General features: G+C 50.5%; 26 protein-coding genes. 20 read left to right on the top strand and 6 right to left on the bottom strand.

The genetic code is table 11. The features are described 5' to 3' along the window. Positions 1-86 precede the first annotated feature (86 nt). Positions 87-521 carry a methylglyoxal synthase gene (locus D3P09_RS10200; protein WP_120109498.1) on the bottom strand — a complete coding sequence of 145 codons (435 nt, stop codon included), beginning with the start codon at positions 519-521 and terminating at the stop codon, positions 87-89. Positions 522-857: 336 nt separating this feature from the next. Here D3P09_RS10200 and D3P09_RS10195 point away from each other — a divergent pair, with 336 nt between their 5' ends. The 13 genes from D3P09_RS10195 (at position 858) to D3P09_RS10145 (ending at position 12,586) form a co-directional block, all read left to right on the top strand. Then, positions 858-1,487 carry a helix-turn-helix domain-containing protein gene (locus tag D3P09_RS10195; protein WP_120109496.1) on the top strand — a complete coding sequence of 210 codons (630 nt, stop codon included), beginning with the start codon at positions 858-860 and terminating at the stop codon, positions 1,485-1,487. Positions 1,488-1,615: 128 nt separating this feature from the next. Continuing rightward, positions 1,616-2,584: an acetylxylan esterase gene (locus D3P09_RS10190; RefSeq protein WP_120109494.1), complete on the top strand. Its 969-nt coding sequence runs from the start codon at positions 1,616-1,618 to the stop codon at positions 2,582-2,584. A gap of 158 nt (positions 2,585-2,742) precedes the next feature. Further along, positions 2,743-4,038 carry an MFS transporter gene (locus D3P09_RS10185; protein WP_120109492.1) on the top strand — a complete coding sequence of 432 codons (1,296 nt, stop codon included), beginning with the start codon at positions 2,743-2,745 and terminating at the stop codon, positions 4,036-4,038. After that, entirely contained in the window at positions 4,019-4,687 is a 669-nt protein-coding gene (locus tag D3P09_RS10180; RefSeq protein ID WP_120109491.1) for an HD domain-containing protein, read from the top strand. Before D3P09_RS10185 ends, D3P09_RS10180 begins: the two co-directional genes overlap by 20 nt. Before the next feature lie 72 nt (positions 4,688-4,759). Next, positions 4,760-5,104 carry a hypothetical protein gene (locus D3P09_RS10175; protein WP_120109489.1) on the top strand — a complete coding sequence of 115 codons (345 nt, stop codon included), beginning with the start codon at positions 4,760-4,762 and terminating at the stop codon, positions 5,102-5,104. Between the two features lie 217 nt (positions 5,105-5,321). Further along, a complete protein-coding gene (locus D3P09_RS28310; protein ID WP_279387122.1) occupies positions 5,322-5,444 on the top strand; it encodes a hypothetical protein in 123 nt (40 codons plus the stop codon). A gap of 115 nt (positions 5,445-5,559) precedes the next feature. Continuing rightward, the gene (locus tag D3P09_RS27630; protein ID WP_165867377.1) at positions 5,560-5,718 is read left to right on the top strand and encodes a hypothetical protein; all 159 of its coding nucleotides are present in this window, start codon (positions 5,560-5,562) and stop codon (positions 5,716-5,718) included. A 218-nt stretch (positions 5,719-5,936) separates the two neighbouring features. After that, complete coding sequence (locus D3P09_RS10170) at positions 5,937-7,649, top strand: alkaline phosphatase (protein WP_424452264.1); 1,713 nt, start codon at positions 5,937-5,939, stop codon at positions 7,647-7,649. 109 nt (positions 7,650-7,758) lie between these two features. Beyond that, positions 7,759-8,511, top strand: coding sequence for an ABC transporter ATP-binding protein (locus D3P09_RS10165; RefSeq protein ID WP_243644053.1), 753 nt, complete (start codon positions 7,759-7,761; stop codon positions 8,509-8,511). Then, entirely contained in the window at positions 8,508-9,902 is a 1,395-nt protein-coding gene (locus D3P09_RS10160) for an FtsX-like permease family protein (RefSeq protein WP_120109487.1), read from the top strand. The genes D3P09_RS10165 and D3P09_RS10160 overlap by 4 nt, the downstream gene beginning before the upstream one ends. A 12-nt stretch (positions 9,903-9,914) precedes the next feature. Further along, entirely contained in the window at positions 9,915-10,979 is a 1,065-nt protein-coding gene (locus tag D3P09_RS28065; protein WP_243644052.1) for a hypothetical protein, read from the top strand. 539 nt (positions 10,980-11,518) lie between these two features. Further along, positions 11,519-11,968, top strand: a complete 450-nt coding sequence (locus tag D3P09_RS10150) for a MarR family winged helix-turn-helix transcriptional regulator (RefSeq protein ID WP_120109485.1) — start codon at positions 11,519-11,521, stop codon at positions 11,966-11,968. 63 nt (positions 11,969-12,031) lie between these two features. Continuing rightward, positions 12,032-12,586 (top strand): NADPH-dependent FMN reductase, encoded by a 555-nt coding sequence (locus D3P09_RS10145; RefSeq protein ID WP_120109483.1) that lies wholly within the window; start codon positions 12,032-12,034, stop codon positions 12,584-12,586. A gap of 85 nt (positions 12,587-12,671) precedes the next feature. Here D3P09_RS10145 and tlp read toward each other — a convergent pair whose 3' ends face one another. Together tlp and D3P09_RS10135 are read right to left on the bottom strand one after the other, a co-directional pair. After that, complete coding sequence (tlp, locus tag D3P09_RS10140; protein ID WP_120109481.1) at positions 12,672-12,887, bottom strand: small acid-soluble spore protein Tlp; 216 nt, start codon at positions 12,885-12,887, stop codon at positions 12,672-12,674. 270 nt (positions 12,888-13,157) lie between these two features. Next, positions 13,158-13,778 (bottom strand): helix-turn-helix transcriptional regulator, encoded by a 621-nt coding sequence (locus D3P09_RS10135; RefSeq protein WP_120109479.1) that lies wholly within the window; start codon positions 13,776-13,778, stop codon positions 13,158-13,160. 112 nt (positions 13,779-13,890) lie between these two features. On the opposite strand from D3P09_RS10135, the gene D3P09_RS10130 reads away from it, so the two are divergent. Beyond that, the gene (locus D3P09_RS10130; protein WP_120109477.1) at positions 13,891-14,649 is read left to right on the top strand and encodes a hypothetical protein; all 759 of its coding nucleotides are present in this window, start codon (positions 13,891-13,893) and stop codon (positions 14,647-14,649) included. A 381-nt stretch (positions 14,650-15,030) separates the two neighbouring features. Continuing rightward, entirely contained in the window at positions 15,031-15,498 is a 468-nt protein-coding gene (locus D3P09_RS10125) for a hypothetical protein (protein ID WP_120109475.1), read from the top strand. A 150-nt stretch (positions 15,499-15,648) separates the two neighbouring features. Here the strand turns inward: D3P09_RS10125 and D3P09_RS10120 are convergent, their stop codons facing one another. Together D3P09_RS10120 and D3P09_RS10115 are read right to left on the bottom strand one after the other, a co-directional pair. Further along, positions 15,649-16,416, bottom strand: coding sequence for a CPBP family intramembrane glutamic endopeptidase (locus D3P09_RS10120; protein WP_120109474.1), 768 nt, complete (start codon positions 16,414-16,416; stop codon positions 15,649-15,651). Beyond that, positions 16,413-16,940, bottom strand: coding sequence for a PadR family transcriptional regulator (locus tag D3P09_RS10115; RefSeq protein WP_120109472.1), 528 nt, complete (start codon positions 16,938-16,940; stop codon positions 16,413-16,415). Before D3P09_RS10115 ends, D3P09_RS10120 begins: the two co-directional genes overlap by 4 nt. A gap of 184 nt (positions 16,941-17,124) precedes the next feature. Here D3P09_RS10115 and D3P09_RS10110 point away from each other — a divergent pair, with 184 nt between their 5' ends. From D3P09_RS10110 to D3P09_RS28305, 3 genes are all read left to right on the top strand, one after another. Continuing rightward, positions 17,125-17,889, top strand: coding sequence for an SDR family NAD(P)-dependent oxidoreductase (locus D3P09_RS10110; RefSeq protein WP_120109470.1), 765 nt, complete (start codon positions 17,125-17,127; stop codon positions 17,887-17,889). 14 nt (positions 17,890-17,903) lie between these two features. Continuing rightward, positions 17,904-18,263, top strand: coding sequence for a Lin0512 family protein (locus D3P09_RS10105; protein WP_120109468.1), 360 nt, complete (start codon positions 17,904-17,906; stop codon positions 18,261-18,263). Positions 18,264-18,374: 111 nt separating this feature from the next. Further along, positions 18,375-18,503, top strand: coding sequence for a hypothetical protein (locus D3P09_RS28305; RefSeq protein ID WP_279387121.1), 129 nt, complete (start codon positions 18,375-18,377; stop codon positions 18,501-18,503). Between the two features lie 68 nt (positions 18,504-18,571). Here D3P09_RS28305 and D3P09_RS10100 read toward each other — a convergent pair whose 3' ends face one another. After that, the gene (locus D3P09_RS10100) at positions 18,572-19,771 is read right to left on the bottom strand and encodes an acyltransferase (protein ID WP_120109466.1); all 1,200 of its coding nucleotides are present in this window, start codon (positions 19,769-19,771) and stop codon (positions 18,572-18,574) included. A 103-nt stretch (positions 19,772-19,874) separates the two neighbouring features. On the opposite strand from D3P09_RS10100, the gene D3P09_RS10095 reads away from it, so the two are divergent. Then, positions 19,875-21,806 (top strand): FAD-dependent oxidoreductase, encoded by a 1,932-nt coding sequence (locus D3P09_RS10095; protein WP_120109465.1) that lies wholly within the window; start codon positions 19,875-19,877, stop codon positions 21,804-21,806. 233 nt (positions 21,807-22,039) lie between these two features. After that, positions 22,040-23,695 (top strand): AraC family transcriptional regulator, encoded by a 1,656-nt coding sequence (locus D3P09_RS10090; RefSeq protein ID WP_243644133.1) that lies wholly within the window; start codon positions 22,040-22,042, stop codon positions 23,693-23,695. The last annotated feature ends 21 nt before the right edge of the window (positions 23,696-23,716 follow it).

Here is a 23,716-nt window from a genome sequence, read left to right as displayed (position 1 = left end):
GGATCAACAATAAGACGGCCTGCCGGAATCGGTATCGATCCGGCTGGCCGTCTTATTGGGGGAGTTATTGAGGGATGTGGAGCGGGTTAGCCCTCCGTTCCGGTTGAGGCTACGAACTTGTACTTCTGCTTCACGACATCTCTCCATGCAAAGTCCGCACGTTCCATTGATTTAATGAGCAGCTCGGCTGTAGCAATATTAGTGGCGAGAGGGATGCACTGCACATCGCACAAGCGCAGCAGGGCGATAATGTCAGGCTCATGCGGCTGGGCGACAAGAGGGTCGCGAAGGAAGACAACCAGATCGATCTCGTTGGAGGCGACCATGGAGCCGATCTGCTGGTCGCCTCCTAGCGGGCCGGATTTCATCCGGTTGACGGGAACCTTGCTTTCCATCATGATGCGCGTGCCTGTTGTGCCGGTGGCGTAGATGTCATGCTTTTCGAAAATATGCTTGTAGGCGATAACGAAGTTGACCATCTCGTTTTTCTTGGAATCATGGGCAATTAAGGCAATTTTCATGATGCACCTCTCCCTCTTGGCATGGAGTCGTGTCGATCGACCGCTCCGGTCTGTAATGTATATGTTATATAATATAACACAAATCTCGATAAATGAAGGGGTATATTTATATTATGTTATATTTACTAACATTAATATACTTGCTCTTTGCAAGGCTTAAAAAATGACGGCTATCTTGCCGGAAAAATGAGCTTTGCGATCTCCTTCCAGATATTGAAAGCGGTTAAAAGATAGGCTAGACTATGAAGGACGAGTGTTTCAAGATATGGAATGCACGGGAAGCGCAGACCATTCATAGGGGCGTTCCGGCATTTTTGAAGGTTGGGGAATAGAGAGATGAATGTATGGACGAACACGTTTTTGGAATCGATTCAAGCGGTAAAGGAGCACTTGACCGGCGAATATTTATTTTTATTAACCGATGACAAAGGCGAGCTGCTCGCAATGGACAATAGCGCGGAGATGAAGGATCTGGTGGAGCAGTCCCCCATTAGGGTGGGATTGGTGTTCTCCAGGGAAAATTGCGGCGTGAACGCGATCTCCGAGGCGATGGAGCGGCGCAGCTCCGTATATTTGAAGCCGGAGGAGCATGAGAGTCCCTTCTTCCAGAACTGGCATTGCTACGCGATGCCGTTGACAGTGGGCAATACGCTGCTCGGTTATCTGGATGTCTCGACTGTCGACGAGGAGCTGAAGAGCGAGCTTATTGCCATTGCCAAGCTGATCTCGATGCATATGCTGAGCATTCCGGATATCGAGAGCGAGATGAATAAGCCGGTATTGACCGAACGGCAAATCCATGTGCTTCGGCTAATCTCGGAAGGGCAGACCGTGAAGTCTATTGCGCATAAGCTGAAGATCAAGGAATCGACGGTGAACCACCACAAGAAAGTGATCTTTGAGAAGCTGGGCGCGCAGTCCAGTACGGAAGCCGTCAGCATAGCGGCTAGACGAGCCTATTTCTGAGGCGGGCTGACACACGGAAGCAGAATAGTAGAACCGCCTTGGGCCCTCCTGATAACCGGGGAGCCTTTTTTAGTTGCACATGCTATGATGAGACCAATAACGCGAGCTATCCTGGGGGGAATGGCAAGATGGGGTATATGGAAGAGGTAACAAGAGAGCTGTACAATTACCGTCCGCCGCTGACGAAGCGGGATGATTTTGATTCTTTTTGGCAGGAGACAATGGAGGAGGCAGAGCGGATTCCGCTGCAGCCGGAGAGGGCTCAGGTTGCGTATCCGGTACGGGGCGTGAAGGTGTATGATATTGCTTACAACGGAATGGATGATACCCGCATCAAGGGCTGGCTGCTGATACCGGGGAGAGAGCGGGAAGAGCGCCTGCCGTGTCTGATTCATTATCACGGCTTCGCCCATAACCGGGGGGAGCCGTCCGATTTCATGCATTGGCTGATGATGGGCATGGCTGTGCTGTCGATCGATTGCCGCGATCAAGGGGGCGGGACGGGCAATCACGCCCATTATTCTCACGGTTTCATGAGCAATGTGGCGAGCAAGGGCATACAGGACAAGCGCGAATATTACTACCGCTACGTCTATATGGATTGTTTGAAGGCGATAGATTTTGCTTGCGGACAGCAGGAGATCGATCCTGAACGAATCGTGCTGGAAGGCGGGAGCCAGGGCGGCGCGCTTGCCATGGCGGTTGCGGCGCTCGATCGCCGCCCCAAGCTTGCCATGGTCGATGTGCCAAGCAACAGCAATCTGATTGCCCGCGTAATGGGCAACCATGGGGCATTCGCCGCTGTCGCGGATTACTTGAAGAAGCATCCGGAGCAGACGAATGATGTGATGGACACCCTGAGCTATTTTGATACCATGAATATGGCTGACCGGATCAGCTGCCCTGTGCTTGCCTCTGTAGCGCTCAAGGATGAGACTTGCCCGGCGCTGATGTACTTCGCTACCTACAACCGGATTACGAGCAGTAAGGAGATTGTCATCTATCCGTTCAACGGCCATGAGGGCGGCGGCTCCAAGCAGAAGGAGAAGAAGCTGGCTTACTTGGCGAAGCGCTTTGCGGACTGGATGCCTTCATGATTTTCCGGGCTTGGAAGCAGAGTGCCGGGTTCTGCGGACAGATGACATTCTTCTTCATAAGGCGAGCCGGGCATGTCGAATTTTTTATTGCCAGGATGTAGCAATACAAGTATGCTGAAGGAAGGAATGTCAATCTCTCTCGGGACGGGTGAAGCGGTATGGGACAAGGAAAGGCGGTCAATTCGCCGTGGATGTATGCGTTCGGCATGCTGGCGATGATGATTCCCAGTCATGCGTTCAGCACGTTTTACAGCTACTATTATGTAGATAAGCTTGGGCTCGGGCTTGGGCTGGCGACGCTCGCGAGAACGATCTTTATGATCTGGGACGCGGTCAATCAGCCTATGGCTGGATATTTCTCCGACCGGACGAACACCAAGCACGGACGCAGAAAACCTTGGATTTATGCGTCGGTTCCGTTGTTCATGATCGCCTTTGTGCTAGTGTTCAGCGCGCCGGAGGGCATGAGCCAGATCGGGCTGTTCACCTGGTTCCTTATTGCGCTATTGTTCTATGAAGCCGTCGCGACGATTATATGGGTGAATTACGGAGCGCTATTCCCGGAATTGTTCCGGGGGGATACGATACGGAAGAAAGCGTCTGCCATTCAGCAGGGCTACCAAATCGTTGCGATTCTGATTGGATCCGCTGTCGCGCCTATTTTGTTCAATGCGCTTGGTTTTGGCAGCATGTCGATCATATTCGGATTCATGTTTGTTGTATTTATGATTCTATGTATGCGCTTTACGCAGGAAGATACAGCTTATCGTGACACGCCGAAGATGGGGCTGAAGGAGTCGTTTGCGGCTACGCTGACGAACAAGCCGTTCTGGATTTTCAATATATCCAATTCATTCGCCCAGACGGTCAACGGCCTGCTGAGCTCAATGATACCGTTCTATGCCAAGTATGTGCTTCGTGTCGAAGAGGGTATGGTTACAGTTTTGCTCGCATCTATCTTTGTGTCGGTTATTCCGCTTGTCGGCGTATGGTTCTGGATTATTAAACGGATGGACCCTGTCAAAGCATGGCGCTTCTCGCTGCTTGCCTATGCCGTATCGGTCATTCCGCTTTGGTTCGGCAGCACCCTGCTAGGCGGGATTCTTGCGGGCATCATCGTTGGCTTCGGACTAGCGGGCTTCCTTGTCACGCCGCCTGTCGTCAACAGCCTGATCATCGACCGCGACTTTGCGGAGACAGGCCGCAGGCGCGAGGGTATCTATACGGCTGTCAGCGGCTTTATTACGCGCTCCAGCGGACTCATCTCTGCGCTTGCCTTTCTCATCGTAGGCATGATATTCGGCTATGAAAGCGGGGATAAGCCGGGAGACGATCCCGAGACGACTTTCCGCGTATTGATATCGGTTGTACCCTTGATGCTGCTTTTGGTATCCTATATCTTATCTTATTTTGTTCGATTAAGAGGTGAAGAGGATGACGGCCATCACGGATAAAGAGCAGCAAGACGCCATTATTGCGGCGGCTGTTGCATTTGCCAAGGCATTCCATGAGAAGGATGATACGGGACATGACTGGTGGCATATCCATCGCGTGTCGAAGATGACGGAGCGGCTGGCCGAGGCTGAAGGCGCGGACCGGTTCGTAGCGCTTCTCGCTGCATTGCTGCATGATGTGGCCGACGAGAAGCTGAATGATTCCAAGGAAAGCGGTTTGCGGCGCGTGCAGGAGTGGCTGGAGAGCCAGCCTGTTGCGGCGGAGGATCGCGGGCATGTGATCGGGATTATCTCGACAATGTCTTATAATGCGGGGCTGAACCCGCCGATGCGTACCTTGGAGGGCCAGGTGGTGCAGGATGCGGACCGGCTGGACGCAATCGGGGCGATTGCCATTGCCAGATGCTTCTTGTATGCGGGCAAGATAGGCGATCCGATCTATGATCCGGCGATCAAGCCGCGCGATTCCATTACGAAAGAGCAGTACCGCAATGAAGGCAGTACGGCGATCAATCACTTTTACGAGAAGCTGCTGAAGCTGAAGGATCGAATCAATACGCCATCCGCGATGGCGATTGCCGAGGAGAGGCACCGCTATATGGAGCAATATGTGGCGCAATTTCATGCGGAGTGGGACGGTTCGATTTAGCCTTGTTGCATGCCCTTGTTCGGTTGTGATAGGGTAAACAAGGCAATGATATTGGGAATAGGGGTATGCATCATGTACGAGATTACAATGGATTTGGTCACCGACTGGATCAATACAGTGAAGGAAGTGCTGAATAAGTCCGGCTACGCGCTGGAGGATGGTCTGTCTCATGAGGAGATTGCTCTGCGCTACTTCCTGCATTCGCAGCCTGAGGATGTAGCATCGGCGCTGGCGGTTGACACGCTGCGGAAGCTGCGGGAGATGGAAGAGATCATTATTAGCCACATGGACTCTACCATTGTGCCGGATATTCGCACACGAACCCGCTATGAGGGCAATGCCTTCGAGTTCAGCTGGGTATACAACGAAGGCGAGCATATTATCGAGCTGAACTCGGAATACCGAATTCCGCTATAGGCAATTCACTTGAAGATACTGATGTTTCGAGCTCTATACTTATAAAACTAGAAGGGACCTTTCGGCGAAAATGCCGGGAGGTTTTTTTGTGACTGGCTAAGCTGGAGTCCGCTGGCGCTAATAGTGGGCAAGATCGGGTCTTAGCGGAGAACTGGCTGATTGATTGCGGCGTCTAACGGGTATACATGGCTATCAAGGGATAAAGGAGGTTATGACGATGCGAGGCAAAAAATGGCTGTTTACAGCACTCGGCGTGGGTACGGCTTATTTGCTGAAGAACAAGACGGCGCGCCAGAAGCTCGGTCAAGCGCTCCAGTCTTTCTCTCGTTCTAAAAAATAATGGATTTGCTGTTTCAAGCTGGCGGAATCGGGTTAAGGAAGAACAAGCAAGTCGCTGCAGGCGCTTAACGAACCGACGGCGGCTTGCCAACTAAATCGAAAGAGGTGCATGTCCCATGAGTCAAACAGATACGGCATACCGGACGGGTGAATATGTTGAGCGAGAAGGCGATTATATTTGCGAAGCAGGCCGCCGCACTGCGCTCAAGGAAGGGGATAAGTTCCCGTACTGTCCCGTGACCGGCCTCGATACGAACTGGTATTACGCACAATAATATAAACTTACGTTCTCCAAACCCCCTCATAGGCGAAAAGCCCTTAAGCCCCCCTGCTTAAGGGCTATTCGTTATTTTGGCGAGAGCTTCCGGGTCTGTAAAGCCCGTTCCCGCATTTACCATTTCTTAACGCCTGCATAATATGCCGTTTATATTCCCCTCTCATAATTGGAACTAAATCTGCTAGACATTTTGTATTCGATTTGGAGGAGATTGGTTTGAAGAAAAAAGCAGTACGCGCTATTCTCGCAGGCTGTATGGCATTATCCGTTTTATCCGCATCGGCGGTATCCGCTGAAGACGCATCGCCCGTAAAAGTCTCCCCATCGAAGAATTTGATCGTTCTCATCGGCGACGGCATGGGTCCGGCGCAAGTGAGTGCGGCGCGCAATTATCTGATGTACAACAAAGGCATCGACCACTTGACGCTGGACAGCATCTACGTCGGACAAGCAACGACGTATGCGGACCGCGGCGAAGACGGCGGCACGATCGTATCCGGCGTCGTCACGGACTCCGCTTCCGCTGGCACTGCCTTTGCAACAGGCAACAAGACATATAACGCAGCTATCAGCATTTCCAATGAAGATGTAGCTGTTCCATTTGCATCTGTCATCGAAGCAGCCGAGCTGTCGGGCAAATCAACGGGCCTTGTCACAACGGCTCGCATTACGCATGCTACACCGGCGGTGTATGCCTCCCATGTAAGAAGCCGCGATAATGAAACGGCGATTGCTTCGCAATATTTGGAGAGCGGCGTTGATGTTCTTCTGGGCGGCGGCAGCTCCTTCTTCCTCAGCAAGGATGAGAAGGGCAAGCGTTCCGACAAGAGCATTATCGCGGACTTTGAATCCAAGGGCTACGATTATGTAACGGACAAGGCAGGGCTTAACGCCCTGAAAGCCGACAATGGCAAAGTACTCGGTCTCTTCGGCGGCTCCCACGTATCTTATGTGCCTGACCGTACGGATGCGGTTCCTGCACTCGCCGATATGACGAGCAAGGCGCTGAGCATTCTGTCGCAGGATGAGAAAGGTTTTGCGGTCATGATCGAAGGCGGACGCATCGACCATGCTGCCCATGCCAATGACTTCCCGACAACGGTTCAGGAAGTGCTGGATTTCGACGCAGCTGTGAAGGTTGCACTGGATTTCGCGAAGAAGGACGGCAATACTTCCGTCGTCATTACAGCTGACCATGAGACAGGCGGCTTGTCCCTGTCCCGCGACAACATTTATGAATTGAATCTGGAGCTGTGGGACCAGCAAAAAAATTCATCCGAATTCATCGCAGGCAAGCTGAAAGAAGCCAAAACGATTGAAGAAGTGAAGTCGATCGTTCAGGCCAACACATGGATTCAAGATTTGACGGATGAAGAAGCGGCATACATTCTGGCTGGCGACGGTTCTTCCTATGCACAGGAAGGAAGCTATAATGCGGTTGTCAGCAAAAGGCTGCTGATCGGCTGGAGCGGCCACGGCCACTCTGCAGTAGACGTAGGCGTATGGGCATACGGCCCGATTGCCGACCTGGTGAAAGGCCAAATCGACAATACGCGTATCGCCATGGCTTCCGCTGAAGTGATCGGCGTAGATTTGGCTGGCGCTACAGCTAAGCTGCAAGCCAAATACCTGTATCCGAAATTCAAAGTAACAAGAGACGGCCAAGTGCTGTATCCTGCCAAGGCGCTTGCGGAGACGCTTGGAGCGAAAGTGGCATGGAGCGAATCGACTCGCACGGCATCGATTACGCATGAAGGCAATACGATCGCGGTCAACCTTGACAGCAAAAAAGTAACGGTGAACGGCGCAGCTTCGAGCCTGGCTAGCGACGTTGACAATGGCAAGCTGTACTTGCCGCTTGAGGCTTTCAACACGCTGACCGGCAAAAAGATGACTTGGGACACGTTGTCCGAAAGAATCGTGAAATAACCATACATTCGTCGCTTCGCTTGAACGAATGGATTGCAGACAGGAGAGCGTGGCTCTCCTGTTTGCTGTTTGGGCTGAAAAAAGGAAGGCAGAGCCAGGGAGGTTCGGCATGACAGATATGATCAAGGTGAAGGGCTTGCAGAAGTCATTCCCGCATCAGGGGAATACGCAGCTCATTATTGATATCGAAGAATGGAGCGCCCAAAGCGGCGATGCGATTGCTTTGCTTGGACCGAGCGGAAGCGGAAAAAGCACCTTTCTCCATCTGCTGGGCGGGGTATTGCCTATGGACAAAGGCGTTCTGGAAGTCGGGGGTCAGAAGGTTAGCGGAATGAAGGAGTCGGAGCGGGATGCGTACCGGGCTTTGATGGTCGGTTATGTATTCCAGGACTTTTATCTGGTGCCGTCGCTGACTGTCCGTGAGAACGTCGAGCTTGTGCTGCCCCGTTCAATGGGAAAAGCGGAGCGTATGGCATTGTTGGAGGGCTGGTTCGAGCGTGTCGGGCTGAAGGAGCGGATGAATCAGCTTCCGTCGAAGCTGTCCAGAGGCCAGCAGCAGCGGGCGGCGATTATTCGGGCGATGATTAACCGTCCGCCGCTTGTGCTTGCGGATGAGCCGACAGGGAGCCTGGACTGGGAGACGGCTGCCGATATCATGGGACTTCTGCTGGAGGTATGCGAGGAGAGTAGGTCAACGCTGGTGACCGTGACGCATGACCGCCATTTGGCAGAGCTGTTCAAGACGAAGCTGGACTTCGCAACCGTCAATCGCTGCCTGGGCACGTCCCCATCTCGCGGTGAAGAGGTTCCGAGCGAGGCAGACCGGCGAGCCTTTGCGGAAGTCGGAGGTGAGCGGGCGTGAGCGGATGGAAGTATGTGTGGAGCAATATGAAGCATCGCGGGTTTCTGACGGTGTTGACGATAATCGCGGTAACGGTAACGGTCGCTTTATTTTCGCTGCTGCTAATGAGCAGAGATGGTGTTGAGCAAGGTGCCAAAAAAGGCTATGGCCCGTTCGAGCTGACCATCGGCGCAGACGGGAGCGAGTCTCAGCTTGTGCTGAACACCTTCTATCGGGTAGGTGCGCCTACGGGCAATATTCCGCACCGGCTGCTGGAGGAGATTCGCGAGAGCGGGGAGGCAGAGGCTGCATTCGGCATGACGACTGGCGACAGCCATAACGGATACCCGATTGTGGGCATTGACCCCGCATATTTTCTGACACGTTATGAGGATCGCAGCCTGGCTGCCGGGAAGCTGTATGGCGGTCTCGGAGAAGTAACGGTGGGAGCTGCTGCAGCCAAGGCGCTGAACCTTAAGGTAGGAGACACGTTCAGCGGGGCGCATGGGCTCGTTGCCCATGTGGATCTGAACGACGATTCAGCAGAGGGGCATGACGAAGCTGCTGAAGATGAGCATCATGCTGAGGATGAACATCACGCTGGTGAAGAGCATTCAACAACTGATGAACATCATGCTGGTGGAGAGCATCCCGCAGCAGATGAACAACATGCTGATGAAGAGCATGTTGGTGAAGGGGCTCATGATTCAGAGCAGTCGGGGAGCGTTCATTCGGACCATCATGGGGATGCGCATGCCAGTTTCATTTATACAGTGGTCGGCATATTGCCCAGGCTGAATACGGCGGATGACCGGGCGATCTTCACGACGATGGAATATGCCTGGGCCGTTCATGATACGGATGAAGCCCATCGCGAAATTACAGCAATCATGATAAAGCCTGAATCACTGATGGGTGCGCAATCGTTGAAGCTTAAGTATGATGCGCTGGATAACATTCAGGCGGTCTATTCCAGCAAGGCGGTAGCCGATGTGTTGAATGTCGTAGACAGCGGCTCGCAGCTTTTGCTGATCGTAATGATGATTTGTGCATTGCTCGCCGCATCGACCTTGCTTTTGGCATTGATGTCTTCTATTCAAGAGCGCAAGAGAGATGTCGGCTTATTGCGATTGATAGGCAAATCTAGATCTTATATTCTTGCATGCCTGATCGGTGAAGGAGTCGCGCTTACGGCTGCAGGCGTTGTGATAGGTTTTGCAGCAAGCCGTTTGGCTGCATGGTGGCTGGGTGATTACATGTTCACGCAGACTGGGGTTCAACTGCAGCCGATGCAGATGGCTACGAATGAATGGCAGTTGATTGCGGCGGCTTTGCTGCTTGGTATCGCAGCATCCGCCGGGCCGGCTTTCCGTGTGTATCGAACAGACGCGTTGACGTTATTCAGAAACTAGGAGGAAAATGAAATGATTCGTTATTATAAGCGGATTGGCCGGGCCGGTATTGGATTGCTTGCTGCAATGATCATGCTTAGCGGCTGCGGCGCGGCAAAGCCAGGCTCTGACGGTGCAAGTTCTTTTGGCGATGCTGTAGTTGCAGCATCCAATGCGGTCGACGGTGGGCAAACGATAGGAATAGATGAGAATAGTAAAGCTGCTGCTTCAGACGAAGGTCAACAGTCTGCGGGTACGGAGCCTGGCTCGGATGAGTTTGGTGCAGATGATGGAGTAGGGAGTAATCAAGATGCTGGGGGAAAGAGCGGGGAAGCAGGTAACGGTAAATCTGATCTAACTGGTTCGACGGTAGAGAGTGCATCGTCTGAGGGGGAGACGGTTCAGAACGAGGGGAGCGCCGATAAAACTTCTACTTCAACCGGACAAAAAACGGGATTAGCGGGTGCGAATGGTGCATCGGACGGATCGGATGAGAAAGGTGCAGGAGAACAGGGGACTGGCCAAAACAAGCCCGGTTCTTCGAACGGTTCAAAGCAAGGGACAGGGGAAACGGGTACTTTGAACGGCTCCAAGCAGGAGCCGGTCACCAATAAGCCGGGTTCTTCGAATAGTTCCAAGCAGGAGCAACCAGCCAAATCTGGAACAGACGGCAAATCAGCGGATGCTGGCAAGAAGCCTGCATCTGGAAGCAGCTCATCCTCTAAATATCCGCAAATCGGGTGGAATGAATTTTTTGATAATGAGGAGCAAACGACGCCTTCCAACCGGTTTTGGGATTTGTCCGATGAACGGAAGACCGTTCAGATAAAAGGGTTTATGGGTGAGGTGCTCTCCTTCAACGATAATTGGTTCCTGCTTATTCCGGAGCCGGGCGCGGAGTGCCCGTTCGATAATGGAGATGAGACCTACTGGAACAAAATCATGATCGTATTTGTCAAAGACGGCTCCAAGCTGCGGTACACGAACAAGCCGCTTAAGCTGACTGGACGGCTGGATGTCGGCGTGAAAGTCGACGAATCCGGCTACAAAACGATGTTCCGCCTCTATGACGCCAAGTTTGAGGAAATCAAAGAGTAGGCTGTAGGCTAGCAAGCTGCAAGCCATAAAATACGGCTTAGAGCGCTTGTCCGGCTACACAGAGCAAGCCAATTCGCGCGGTGCACGGCTCTGCAAGCCGAGAAACTCGGCCTAGAGCGCCGAATCGCGCGGTGCGCGGCTCTGCAAGCCGAGAAACTCGGCATAAAGCACCGAATCGCGCGGTGCGCGGTTCTGTAAGCCGAGAAACTCGGCCTAGTGCGCCGAATCGCGCGGTGCGCGGCTCTGCAAGCCGAGAAACTCGGCCTAGTGCGCAGAATCGCGCGGTGCACGGCTCTGCAAGCCGAGAAACTCGGCCTAGAGCGCCGATTCGCGCGATGCACGGCTCTGCAAGCCGAGTGTCTCGGCTTGCAGCCCATGCTCAGCAGCCTAAGCGCCACGCCAGCATGCGTTGCCCTTTTTTACTTACATCTAGCAGGGCTGGGTGAAATAAGAAGGCCGTTGCCGGTTGACAGGGGGGCGTGGATTCTGGCATACTGACGAAAGATGATTGATATATCAACTAAATGAGGCGGTATGCGATGAGTGAGCAAAGGACGGAGCATGTCGGCGTGATCATTCATACGATAGACCTTGAAATTACGAGCTACTTGAAGCACCGGCTGGGCCAATATCAGTTGGCGCCTGAACAGCATTTGGTGATGGCGCTGCTGCTCAAGCAGGAAGGGCTGACCCAGATTGAGATTGCGGACCAACTCCGCAAGGATAAGTCCGGCTTAACCCGCATGCTGGCCAGTTTGGAGAAGAAGGGCTTTATTAAGAGACAAGGCTGTCCCAATGACCGTCGCTGTACAAAAGTATATCTTACTGAAGAAGGCCGGGCTTTGGGCGGTTATATCGACATGGTCACCGAAACGACGAGAGAACTGCTCGAGAGGGGCTTCACGAAAGATGAGCAAGATGAGCTTGTCCGATTGCTTATGAAGCTTCGCGAGAACGTGCAGTCTGCCGCTCGGATGCCGCAGGATTAGCATATATAAGCCTTATCGTTGATATGTCAACTAGATAAATTAACTCTTTTGGAGGGAAACGATATGAAAGTAGCAGCAATTATCGGAAGCGTACGTAAGGATTCTTACAACCTCAGCCTGGCGCGTCATATGCAAAAACGTTACGCTGGCCGTCTGGATATTGAAATTGTCACATTGAACGAAGTGGAAATGTACAATCAGGACATCGAAGCCGTGCCCCCTGCAGGCATTCAAGCGGTTATCGATAAAGTAAAGCAATCGGACGCTGTGCTGTGGGTAACGCCTGAGTACAACGGTTCGATCTCCGGCGTGCTGCACAATGCAATCGACTGGCTGTCCAGAGGTGAGAAAGTACTCGTGGGCAAGCCGTCCATGATTGCAGGCGCATCGATGGGTCTGCTGGGCACTGTAAAGGCGCAAATGCATCTGCGCGACATCCTGTTCGCTCCTGGCGTGAACTCTCCGCTGCTGCCTGGCAATGAAGTATACGTAGGCGCAGCACACGAGAAATTCAACGCGCAAGGCGAATTGACACATGAGCCTACGATCGCGTTCCTGGATCAAGTGGTGAACAACTTCATCGAGTGGCACGGACGCCATTCGAAAGGCTTCAACTAATCGTCCAATAGCAAAATCCCCCGATCATTCTCACAAGACTGTGTGAGCGGACGGGGGATTTTTTTATGGAATGGAACAGCCCGGATTATTGACCTTGCTCGTCTTGCTTCTCCGACGCGAACGCCTGAATGCTGTTTTGACGGCGCTCATTTTTCTCCAGCAGATTTTGTTTTTCTACAGTTGAAATTTCTTCAGCGTGCTCTGCCAAGTATTGGTTGGTCTCCTGCACATTTTGTTCGGTGTTATTGATGTGCTGCTGCAGATGCTCTGCGTTGTCAGCGCGGTTGTCCGGTTTTGCCATTGTGGAAATCCTCCTATTCGTTTCAAAATCCTCCTTTAAAATGCACTTATTTATACATCCTTATACATCTAATTCTTTGGTAAGTACTGTTTTTTGGTTTTACAATTAATAAAATTCACTTCTTATTATTGATTTTGGATGACTTAAAAATAAGCAGAAAACTAAGTGGTATTAGTAATAACAATAAGGGGCTTTTTATAATTCCTAATGGATACAAAACTGCAATTAACAGTCCCAATAATGCAAAAAGAGAAAGTATCTTATTTTTTTTCATTCAAATTCTCCTTTGTTTTTTAATTCATTAAAAATTCTTGCAAGTTCAACCCTATTTCGAACATTAAAACGATCAAATAGCTTGTTGATATAAGATCTTACTGTTGCTTTTGATATTATCATTTCTGATGCTATTTGATCATCACGTTTTCCTAAGTAAAGATGATTGAGAAGTGTTTTTTCGTTTTCTGTTAACTGGGAAAAAACATTCGACTTATTCGAGGAATTTGAAAACTGCATAGAAATTATTTTGGAAAGTAGTTCAATTAATGATACCAATCCTAAGAGGTTATTATACATTATAAACATTCCAAATAACCCTTCGATTTTTTTATTTATTATTATTGGAATTGCAATAGAAGAATGCTTAGAATCTTCTTTTATTCTATATGTAAGAGTTTCTTGCGTTAATGATAAAGAAAAAGCACTCTCTTTCTCTTTCATTAAATTGTCTAAGTTTGCACTTTCAGAAAACATATTTGGTGCATATTCATAAATAACATCAAGTTTTGTGTTTGTGATGACGAAGATACTGTCAGAAAAAATGCTACTTTGATCATGAATAGAACTTATTTTCCTTAACAATAGATTCATTTTATTATTTAAGTCCTCCATCATTACCTCCCACTTTAATTATTACTAATAATACTAATTTTTATCATTTATGATACTATAATCAACCTCCGTGTTTGAGATACTATTTAGTTAATAAAAGGAGGAGGTATATTATATGAAAAAAATTGTTTTAGTAATGTTATGTTTGGGGTTGTTTGGAATTGTTTTTGGTAACGCAGGCACTCAAAAGGCATATGCATCAACTGCAGTGATTGATAGTTATGTTAAAATTTATAGTGCATTCAAAGCTACTGATGGACGAATAGCTATTTATTATGAAATGTTACAATCATTTGATAAAAGACCTTGTGCAGGTGGAATTTGTATTAACCAAGACTTGACATTAGAATACACAAACATATTAAATCAAAGGCAAGCTATTAGTGTGAATACTACTAAAGGTACTCATATAACATATCTTCCAGAGTCAAAGTATGTGGGGAATTTAGTTGTTAATGTAAGATTCAATACAACAAGCTATTCGGAAATTAAAAGACATGGTGTTGTTTTCAATTATCCTAGCACTGTTACTGTAGGATTTCATACAACAACAGCATTGGAAGCTGTAGGTAGTTATGTGGTTCAATTTACATTACCTGCTATTGCATTTGAGTTGTTTCCACAATCAAGAATAATTAGAGTTGTAGCAGTTGCTTCAGCTGGATGGGCAACGTACTCAGGAATTACTGCATCTGTTAATGCTTTTCCTGGGCTTCCTCAACCGGTTGCTGGTCAATATACTAAATACACTTCATGGTATACTTCTGATGGGAATGTAAATGTAAAGATAGAAGTGTTTAACAGTAAAGCGGCTTATAATAATAATGATCTTCCGATATATAATAGCACCTTCTCAAAACCTGTTAATTATTAAATTCTAAATACCAATAGACCCATATTCAATGGGTCTATTGGTATTTTTTATATTTATCTACAATATCATTTTGTAATGAAAAATCAAAGTAAATATTTTCTAAAAAGGAAAAAGATGAGTTGTTAGGGGTAATTGGGGAATGATTATAATTCATAAGACTAAATAAAAGTCAAATAATTAATGATACTGAATATGTCAAGGAATTTGCCACTTTACGAGATCAAAAAAGTCTAAATAGAGTTAAATACTATCTACAAATACTCTGAATAAATCTGGTAGTGACTAGATTGAAATGGATTTTTGAGGTAAAATAGAGTGGATATAGATTTACTAATGCTTCATTTGATCCAAAAGTTAATTTAATTAGGGGAGCAACTAACCATGAACTTTTTGGAGCAGCTTGCGTATGAATGGTATTCGTATTCGGGATATTTCGTCAGAAGCAATATTAAATATGATAAGCGTCCAAACGGAGGATATGGCGGGGAAATGGACGTAATCGCTTTCGATTATAAATCCAATAAACTGATTCATGTTGAAGCATCGATGGACGGCGATTCCAATGCGATAAGAATAGAGCGATTTACCCGTAAGTTTGCGATCCCCATCGAAAAATATAACTTTACGCTGAATACGGAGGTGTCGACGGTAGAGCAGATTGCAATTGTCGGCACCGCCAAAGCTACGATTGACTTTGGCAACGGCATCCGCCATCTTACCATTCCAAGCTTTATGAATTACATTACGAGAGAAGTGAAGGATATCGACCCGATGCTGTCCCCCATTTCGGAAGGGTATCCGATCCTGCGCGGCATCCAATTCTCGAATTATTACTTGTTCAGAGAGTAATCGTGCTGCAACATACGAAGCAAGCATGAACAAACCCGCCATTCGGATTGCCGAAGGGCGGGTTTTACGTTTAGGCGACAAGCATCTTATCTAGATTGAACATGTTCGTCAGTTTTTGTCGGGAAGGAATGCGGGATGAATGCACTCACTCTACGAAACGGAAGGAGCAACCCCTTTTTTGGAAAAGTTCGTTTGGCGTACGGAACGAAGCAGCCACAGGCAAGATGCGGCGATAATCGCCAGCACGATATAGTCATACAGATGGGTGCCAGGTTCATTGCCTGTCATATTGATGAAATTATGCAAGCCATGAAAGAAAATCGTGAGCAGAACAGCTCTGTGCTTCGCAACCAAAAGCGCCAGCATGAAGCCGATTCCGAACGCGTATACGATCTGGAGCACCGTATCCTCCAGCGATTGGCCGCCAAGCGCTTGCAGCGCATGGGTAATGCCGAAGAACACGCTGGAGATGATAACCGCATACATGACGCCCCGGTGCGCGAACACTCGCATCAGAATGCCGCGGAACAGCGTTTCTTCCACGAATCCGACAAGCAGCAGCTGTGTAAGCAGCAGATAGACGAACGTCGGAGCCGGCGCCGCCGCAAAGCCGTTGTTGGCAACGAGGAGCACAATCAGGATGAGCAAGAGCGGGGCATAGTCGAGCCACTGCTTGCCTTTGATGGCGGAGAGGCCGGTTAAGTAATAAGTCCGTGCGCGATTGTTGCGCATGAGGAAGAATAGCAGGAACAACGCAATCGGGATAAAACCAAGAAACGGAGCGGCCGGATGCGTAAGCTCGGCGATCGATACGTAGGCGCTGCCACCGGCAACGAATAGTATTAGCGCCAGCTCGATCCATAGCAGAATGAGATAAGGCTTGCGAACGATAGGCGTTTCTGTACCGGTCATCTTCATTCGAAATCCCTCTTTTCGATAAGTTGGTTGAGCCAATTCAGCTCCATGCGGTAAAACTGCATGCCATAATGCATGACGGACATGCGGTAATAATAGTCATCCTTATTCGGGATTTGGGTCAGCTCCTGCGCGACAATCCGTTCGACAGCTTCAATTCGCGAGAGCACTGCAGATTGTTCATACATGAACAGCTGAAGGTTGCGAACCCGCGTGTCCTGGTCCAGATAGTCGTAGAAAAAAATCTTCACCAGATATTCGCGTCGATTCGATTGCAGCGGCTCGCGCAGCCAGCTCAGGAAGCTCTGCCGTCCGGCTTCCGTTAATTCGTACAGCTTTTTGTTTTTGCTGTTGTTCGTCTCTTCCTCAGTCACCATGGCGCTCTCCACAAGACGCTTCAGAGCGGGATACAAGCTTCCGTAGCTGATGGTGAAGTAGAGTCCGACGGTTTGCTCCGTCGTTTTTTTAATATCGTAGCCGCTCATTTTGCCCTGCATTAACATGCCAAGAATCACTTGTTCGACCATACGCAGCCTCCATATATCGTCTAGATATATCAATTAGATATATTTAATATACGACCCATCCCAAATGCTGTCAATAGCTATTTTGAAAAATGGGAAAGACATCCTTAAGGAATGAGGGTATGTTAAAATGTTCTGTAGCAGGATCGCGCTGAAAAATGTGCATGGGGCAAAGGAGCGGTTAAGGATGAAGGGTCCAAATTTCAGTATTGAAGGCAAAATCGCCATCGTCACGGGGGCGAGCAAAGGAATCGGCTACGGGCTGGCGCAAGCGCTGGCGGCTGCCGGGGCGAAGGTGGCTGTGACAGCCCGCAAGAAAGAGGATTTGTCATCGCTCATAGCCGAGATTAAGGAAGCCGGAGGAGAAGCCGCGGCTTATGCGCTTGACGTGCGCAATGTTGCCATGATCAAAGAGGTGTTCGGGGAGATTGCTGCAGATTTCGGGCGCATTGATATCTTGGTGAATAACGCCGGTCTTGGAGAGGGAATGCTGGCAGAAGACGTAACGGAAGAGTACTGGGACGACATGCTCGATGTCAATCTGAAGGGCGTATTCTTCTGCTGCCAGACAGCAGGGAAGTACATGCTGGAGCAAGGCTATGGCAAGATCGTCAATGTCAGCTCCCAGGTAAGCGTCGTCGGCATTCCGGAAGGCGCAGCTTATTGCGCATCGAAGGGCGGCGTGAACCAGCTGACCAAAGTGCTGGCCTTGGAATGGTCAAGCAGAGGCGTCAATATCAATGCGGTAGGACCGACTTTCATCTATACGCCGGGTACGGCAGAGAGGCTTGATACGCCGGACTTCCGCGCGAATGTGCTCTCTCGCATACCGGCCGGGCGCATCGGCACAATTGACGACGTAGCTGGCGCTGTTGTGTACCTGGCGTCTCCCGCCGCTGATTTGGTGACGGGTACGCTGCTGCTTGTAGACGGCGGCTGGACATCGCAATAGAAGGAGGAACTGCAGTGGAGCAGCTAATGTTTGTAGAGATTGGAATGGGCATTGACCTGCATGGGCAAAATGTGACCAAAGCAGCTATCCGGGCTGTGCAGAATGCCATTCATCATAACTCCATGCCGGGCATTCGTACAGTCCTGCCTGATGGAGATTTGAACAGGATGAAGGTGAATGTCAGGCTGGCTGTGCCTGCCGACCCAGAGAAGCTTGATCTTGAAGCAGTCAGAGAGAAGCTGCCCTATGGCCAGGTTACATTCGAGGTTGTAGACGGGGGCATGCTGACGACAAGCGGGATTGTGCTTCCGGATAAGGAAGATGCGAACGATCTTGCTTATGTCGTCATTGCTTCGGTAGAGGTAGGCTACTGACGCTCACGCAATCTTACAATAATGTCACGCAATTGCAAGCTAGATCAATGGTTGTCATCTTCATCATCCTTTAGAATAGAGTCATAGGCCAAGGACAAAGGAGATGACAACATGGACAAGCGCATGATCAATCATTTTGCAATCGTACTGGGCTGCCTGTTTAGCATTGTCTTTACCGGTCGCAACAATTCTCAGTTCGTTCAGGAACAGCGGCAAGGCGCGGAAGGCGCTATTCTATAAATCAGGCAGACATAAGAAAGCCGGTCAGCGATTGAGCTGACCGGCTTTTTGTTTGTTAGACTATTGCTCTATGTGCCAGTGGCGGCGGTATTGCTTTTTGCGGCATCGCGCCTTAGCGCGCGAAGCTCGTTTTTGCCGAAGAGGAGTCCGGATAGCGCAGGCAGATAACGGTGCGCGAACCAGACTGATGCCCAAGAGGCGAGGAGCGCCAGCAAGAAGCCGCCTGCGTACCAAAGGTGAAGGCTCGTCTCCGAAGCGACGCCTGAACGGACCACGCGGTATGCAGCGAGAAACAGCGGATGGATCAAATAAATGCCGAACGACAGCGAGCCGAGTTCTCTAAGCTTCGCCAGCCATAAGCGATCTGGACGGTATCGATTCAGTATCATGGCAGCTGCCCACAGGAACAGCAAAGCGGAGAGTAGAGTGTACATATTCCAAAGCACGGTATATACATATAGAGGCCGTACGATCGTATGCATTCTCAGATCGAACCATACGCTGGCATGCCATAATCCGACTAACAGCCATACGAACCAGCAGGCGGCAATCGCCAAGAGGCGCAAGCGCGGCATGCTGCCTTGAAGACGGGCTGCGCTCCACTGTTTGATCGCAGGATAACGGACGCCCCAGTATGCGCCCAGAAGATAGAAGCTGATATAGGAGAATGCCCAGCTGCCTACGTTTGGAATATCAATCTGCTGGTCCAATCCGAAGAATAACCATTGAAGAAGCAGGCCGAGCGGGATGATCCACGGCAGAAGCCTGGGCCACTTTTGGAGCGACCATAGGGCAAACGGGAAGAGCAGATAGAATTGAATGCTGATAAACACAAAATATAGATGGGAATAAGCGGTTCCCGTGCCGATCTTATAAGCAAAATCGAACAAAAAGCTTGAAGGCAGATCAGCGGCATCTCGGGTAAAGTAGACTAATAGGTAGTAGATTGTCGAAAATACAAGATATGGTATAATGATGTGGACCCATCTCTTTTTGTAAAATATCAATATCGTGTCCTTCGATATAGGGCGATGATAGTAGTTGAGAAACAGCACGAAGCTGCTAAGGAAGATGAAGACGGGGGTACCGAACTTCAGAAATATATTGATAAAGTTATAGACGGGAAAGCTATTCGGATAGGCGAGCATCTCGACGGTAGAGAAGGAAGTGGCATGTACGGCAAGCACGCCGATAATTGCAATTGCGCGTACGAGGTCGATCTCGGATAATCGGTTTCCTTGCATCTGGTTCACGGTCTCGCGTTCCATGATGAACTCTCCTAATCAATTAGTAGATTTTCCAGATAAAACCTAGTTTCATTATTGGATGAAAGGTCAACTTTAGTCAAGGGGAATTATAGAAGGAGGCTTTATGCTGAGGAGAAACAGGAAGGTAACAGTGGCTGTCGCTGCGCTCGTCTTCTGCCTGCTGGCGGCAGGGGGAGCGGCGGGATGGATGCTGTACCAGAAAAAAAACGATACTAGCAATACCTTTCACAGACAAGCATTGATCAAGGTTGAATCGGTAAAAAAACTTCAGCCATCCTATGATGTCATTGTTGCGGGCACTGATCCGGAAGGAGTCGTGGCTGCGCTGTCGGCAGCGCGCAACGGGTTGTCTGTGCTGCTTGTGGACGGGCGCGACCGGGATATACTCGGCGGGCTTATGACGATTGGCTGGCTTAATTCGCTTGACCTCAATTATTCGCCGGAGCAGCCGAAGCTCTCGGACAAGCATAATTTTTTGAACAAGGGAATTTTCCAGGAATGGTATGACCAGATCGAAGGCACCTCGTTCGATACGAATACCGCAGCTAATGTATTCTACCGGATGGTGCTTGCAGAGCCGAATATCGATCTATTGATGAAAGTGCGCTCCATGGAGCCTATCGTACATCATTCAGGAGAAGCGAAGCGCATAGCCGGGTTGAATATCGTGACAGAAGAGGGGGAGGCCGAGCAGGTCGGGGCTGCAGCCGTAATCGACGCAACGCAGGATGGAGATATTGCGGCTGCGGCGGGTGTTCCTTATACGGTCGGACGGGCCGATCTCGGGAGACCGGAGGATCAGATGGCCGTTACGCTCGTCTTCCGGCTGAGCGGGGTTACGCAGAAGGTATGGGATTCCTTCGCCACGATCGGCGACGGAACGGGCATCGACAAGATGAGCGCATGGGGATTCAAGGCGGCCCGCGATTACGTCTCTTCCAATCCGGATCGCGTAGGCATCCGCGCGCTTAATGTAGGCAGGGAAAACGATGAGACGGTGCTTATCAATGCGATGCATATCTTCGACATCGATCCGCTTGATCCGGCTTCCGTGCAGGAGGCGCTGGAGATTGGCAGCAAGGAAGCACCTCTGATTGCGGAATATTTGCGCAAGACTTATAAGCAGCTGGAGAATGTCGAGTTTGCCGGAACGGCACCGGAGCTGTATGTACGAGAGACGCGTCATATGCAAGGGGAATACCGCCTGACCGCGGTTGATGTGGTGGACAACCGCGATTTCTGGGACGCTATAGCCTACGGCTCCTATAAGGTCGACATACAGCGAATCAATGCGGCCGACCGGGGAGCCATTATCGTAGCGCCGAAGCAGTATGGCGTGCCTTTCCGCACGCTAGTTCCGCTTGAAGTGGACCAATTGCTGGTCGTAGGGCGCGCGGCCAGCTTCGACAGCATCCCGCACGGCAGCGCTCGCGTCATCCCGCTGGGCATGGCGACCGGACAAGCGGCAGGCGCCGCGGTCAAGCTTGCGGCGGAGAAGGGAATAACCTTCCGGGAGCTGTCGAAGTCGGAGAATGCCATTGCAGAGCTGCGCGAGCGGCTGACTGATCAGGGGATGGAGCTGAAGCAAGCAAGCTTCAAGCAGCCTGACTATATGAAGCATAAGCACTACAAGGGATTGCTCGCGGCGGTCAGCATGCTTCTGACATTCGGTGGAGACTTTAATGAGGCGTTCCAGCTGGATGCCGGAGCGACGGCCGGACATTTCTCCAACAGCATGATGATGGTGAAGACGATTCATCCTGATTTCTTCAAGGGCAACCCCTATGCGGCTCTCGAGGGGATGGAGGAGCCGGGCAAGCTGCCGCTAACCCTAAATCATCTCGCCTATGCGGCTGCCGTTGCTGCGGGAGTGGAGGCAAGCCGCGATAACGCGCTGGACGAGCTTAAGGGGCGGGGCTGGCTGGCGGAGGAGACGATTCAGTCTATCGCCGACCCGAATAAGCTGACGAACGGAGAGACGTTCTCTCTTGTGCGGGATATCGTGCAGCATTATGTAGGCGTCGTATATGAATAAAGCAATCAGCCTCGGGCCTTTGTCGGCCTGAGGTTTTTTTTTTGCTTCGTTGCTATGGTGAATTCCTGAGCATTAATGGATTAGCGGGACGGCAAGCAAGGGACCACGGATGCATGGGAGGATTGCGTTGTCTTATTATGATCGGATAAGGTTCTCATCAGGTCCCGAATTTGGTATACTCATTAACGACAATGATAATCATTATCGTTTATTGGGGGTGGTCTTTTTTGAAAATGAAATATGATTCCGAATGGGGCATCGATGTAAGCCAGCTCAGCGTGAAGCTGAGATCGGTCGAGCTGTTGACCGGGGCCGCGGATGAGCTGGTCAAGCAGCATTTGACTTCGCACGGGACGTTAATTATACCGCTTGGCGGACATGGCGTGCTCAGAAGAGAGCAGAGCAGCGTCGACATGGAGCCGGACCATGTCTATGCATGCGGGCCTCAGAGCACCTTTGGCCTGGAGGCTGGGGGGAAGGATGAGCTGTCGGTTTGTCTGATTCGACTGGATCTTGAGGAAGCGGGCTTGGAATGTTCTCATTATGATGAAGAGCCGAGTAAACCGCGTCCAAGGACTATGCTATTCGAGCAATTGGACGGACGGATGATTGGCCCGCCGGGGCATGCCGCCGCGCTTAGCCGGTCCATTCTGGAGCACTTTGCATCCGGAGAGCCCATGCAGCTTTGGCGTGCCCGGCTGGATTGCGAGGGGCTCTTGTACGAGCTCATGGCTGCGGGCAGGAAGGAGCGGCAGTCGGGCACCCGCGGAGCGCTGGAGCGCGTGCGGACCTATATTGACGCCCACTACAACGGAGAGCTTGTTATTGAGCGCCTGGCGGCAATTGCGGAGCTTAGTCCCAAATATTTTGTAGACGTCTTCAAAAAAACGTACGGCGTGAGCGCTATGGATTATGTGGCGGGCGTAAGGATTAAACATGCCAAAATGCTTATGCTTCGCTCGGACCGACTGCTCCGCGATATCGCGCATGAGGTGGGCTACGCGGATGAATTTTATTTCAGCCGCAAGTTCAAGCAGCATGCGGGCATGTCTCCATCCGCCTATATGAAGAAGCGGGGACGCAAAATCGCCGCTTACGGCTCGACGTCGCTAACCGGCTATTTGCTTGCGCTTGGCATCGTTCCGTTCGCAGCGCCGCTCCATCTGAAGTGGAGCCGGTATTATTACGACCGTTACGGCGCTGATATCCCTGTTCATCTGGATGCTTACCGCCAGAATGTGTATAAGGAGTCCAATATCGCGATGCTGGAGAGCGCCCCTCCTGAGCTGATTGTGTGCAATCACGATTTGGAGCAGTGGGAGCGGGACAGACTGTCGGCTATTGCTCCCCTATTCGTGATGCCAGAGGACAGGCTTGGCTGGCGCGAGAAGCTGATTCGGCTGGCAGAAAGGCTTGGCGAGGAAGAGGAAGCACAGCGGTGGCTAAGCCAGTTCGATGAGAAGTCGTTGTCGCTGCGTGAGCATATCGAGGCTCATGCGAAGCCGCTGCCATCTCGTGTGCTGACACTGAAGCTGCTGAAGAATCAGCTTTATATACACAATACTTTCTGCCTCCACAATGCTTTGTATGACGAGCTTGGATTGATCCCGGCTGAGGCTAGCGTGGAGCCCCAGCAGAACTTCCCGCTGACACTGCAGCAACTGGCTGGCATGGAGGCAGACTTGGTGCTGCTGCTTGTCCGCCAGGACTCAGAGACGTTGGAGAACTGGGCCGCCATCAAGCATTCTACCGACTGGATGTCGCTGCCCCATGTGGTTAACAGGCAGCTGCACCAAATCGAGTCGAACCCTTGGCGGGAATACAGTCCGCTTGCGATGGAGCGCATGCTGGAGGACATGGCGTCATTGCTGACAGGAAATCGTCCATAACGGAACTGGATAATGTCCATG

This window comes from Paenibacillus pinisoli (genome assembly GCF_003605435.1).
GTDB lineage: Bacteria > Bacillota > Bacilli > Paenibacillales > Paenibacillaceae > Pristimantibacillus > Pristimantibacillus pinisoli.
Note: the sequence above shows the minus strand (reverse complement) of the source record. Positions and strands in the feature narration are given on the sequence as shown.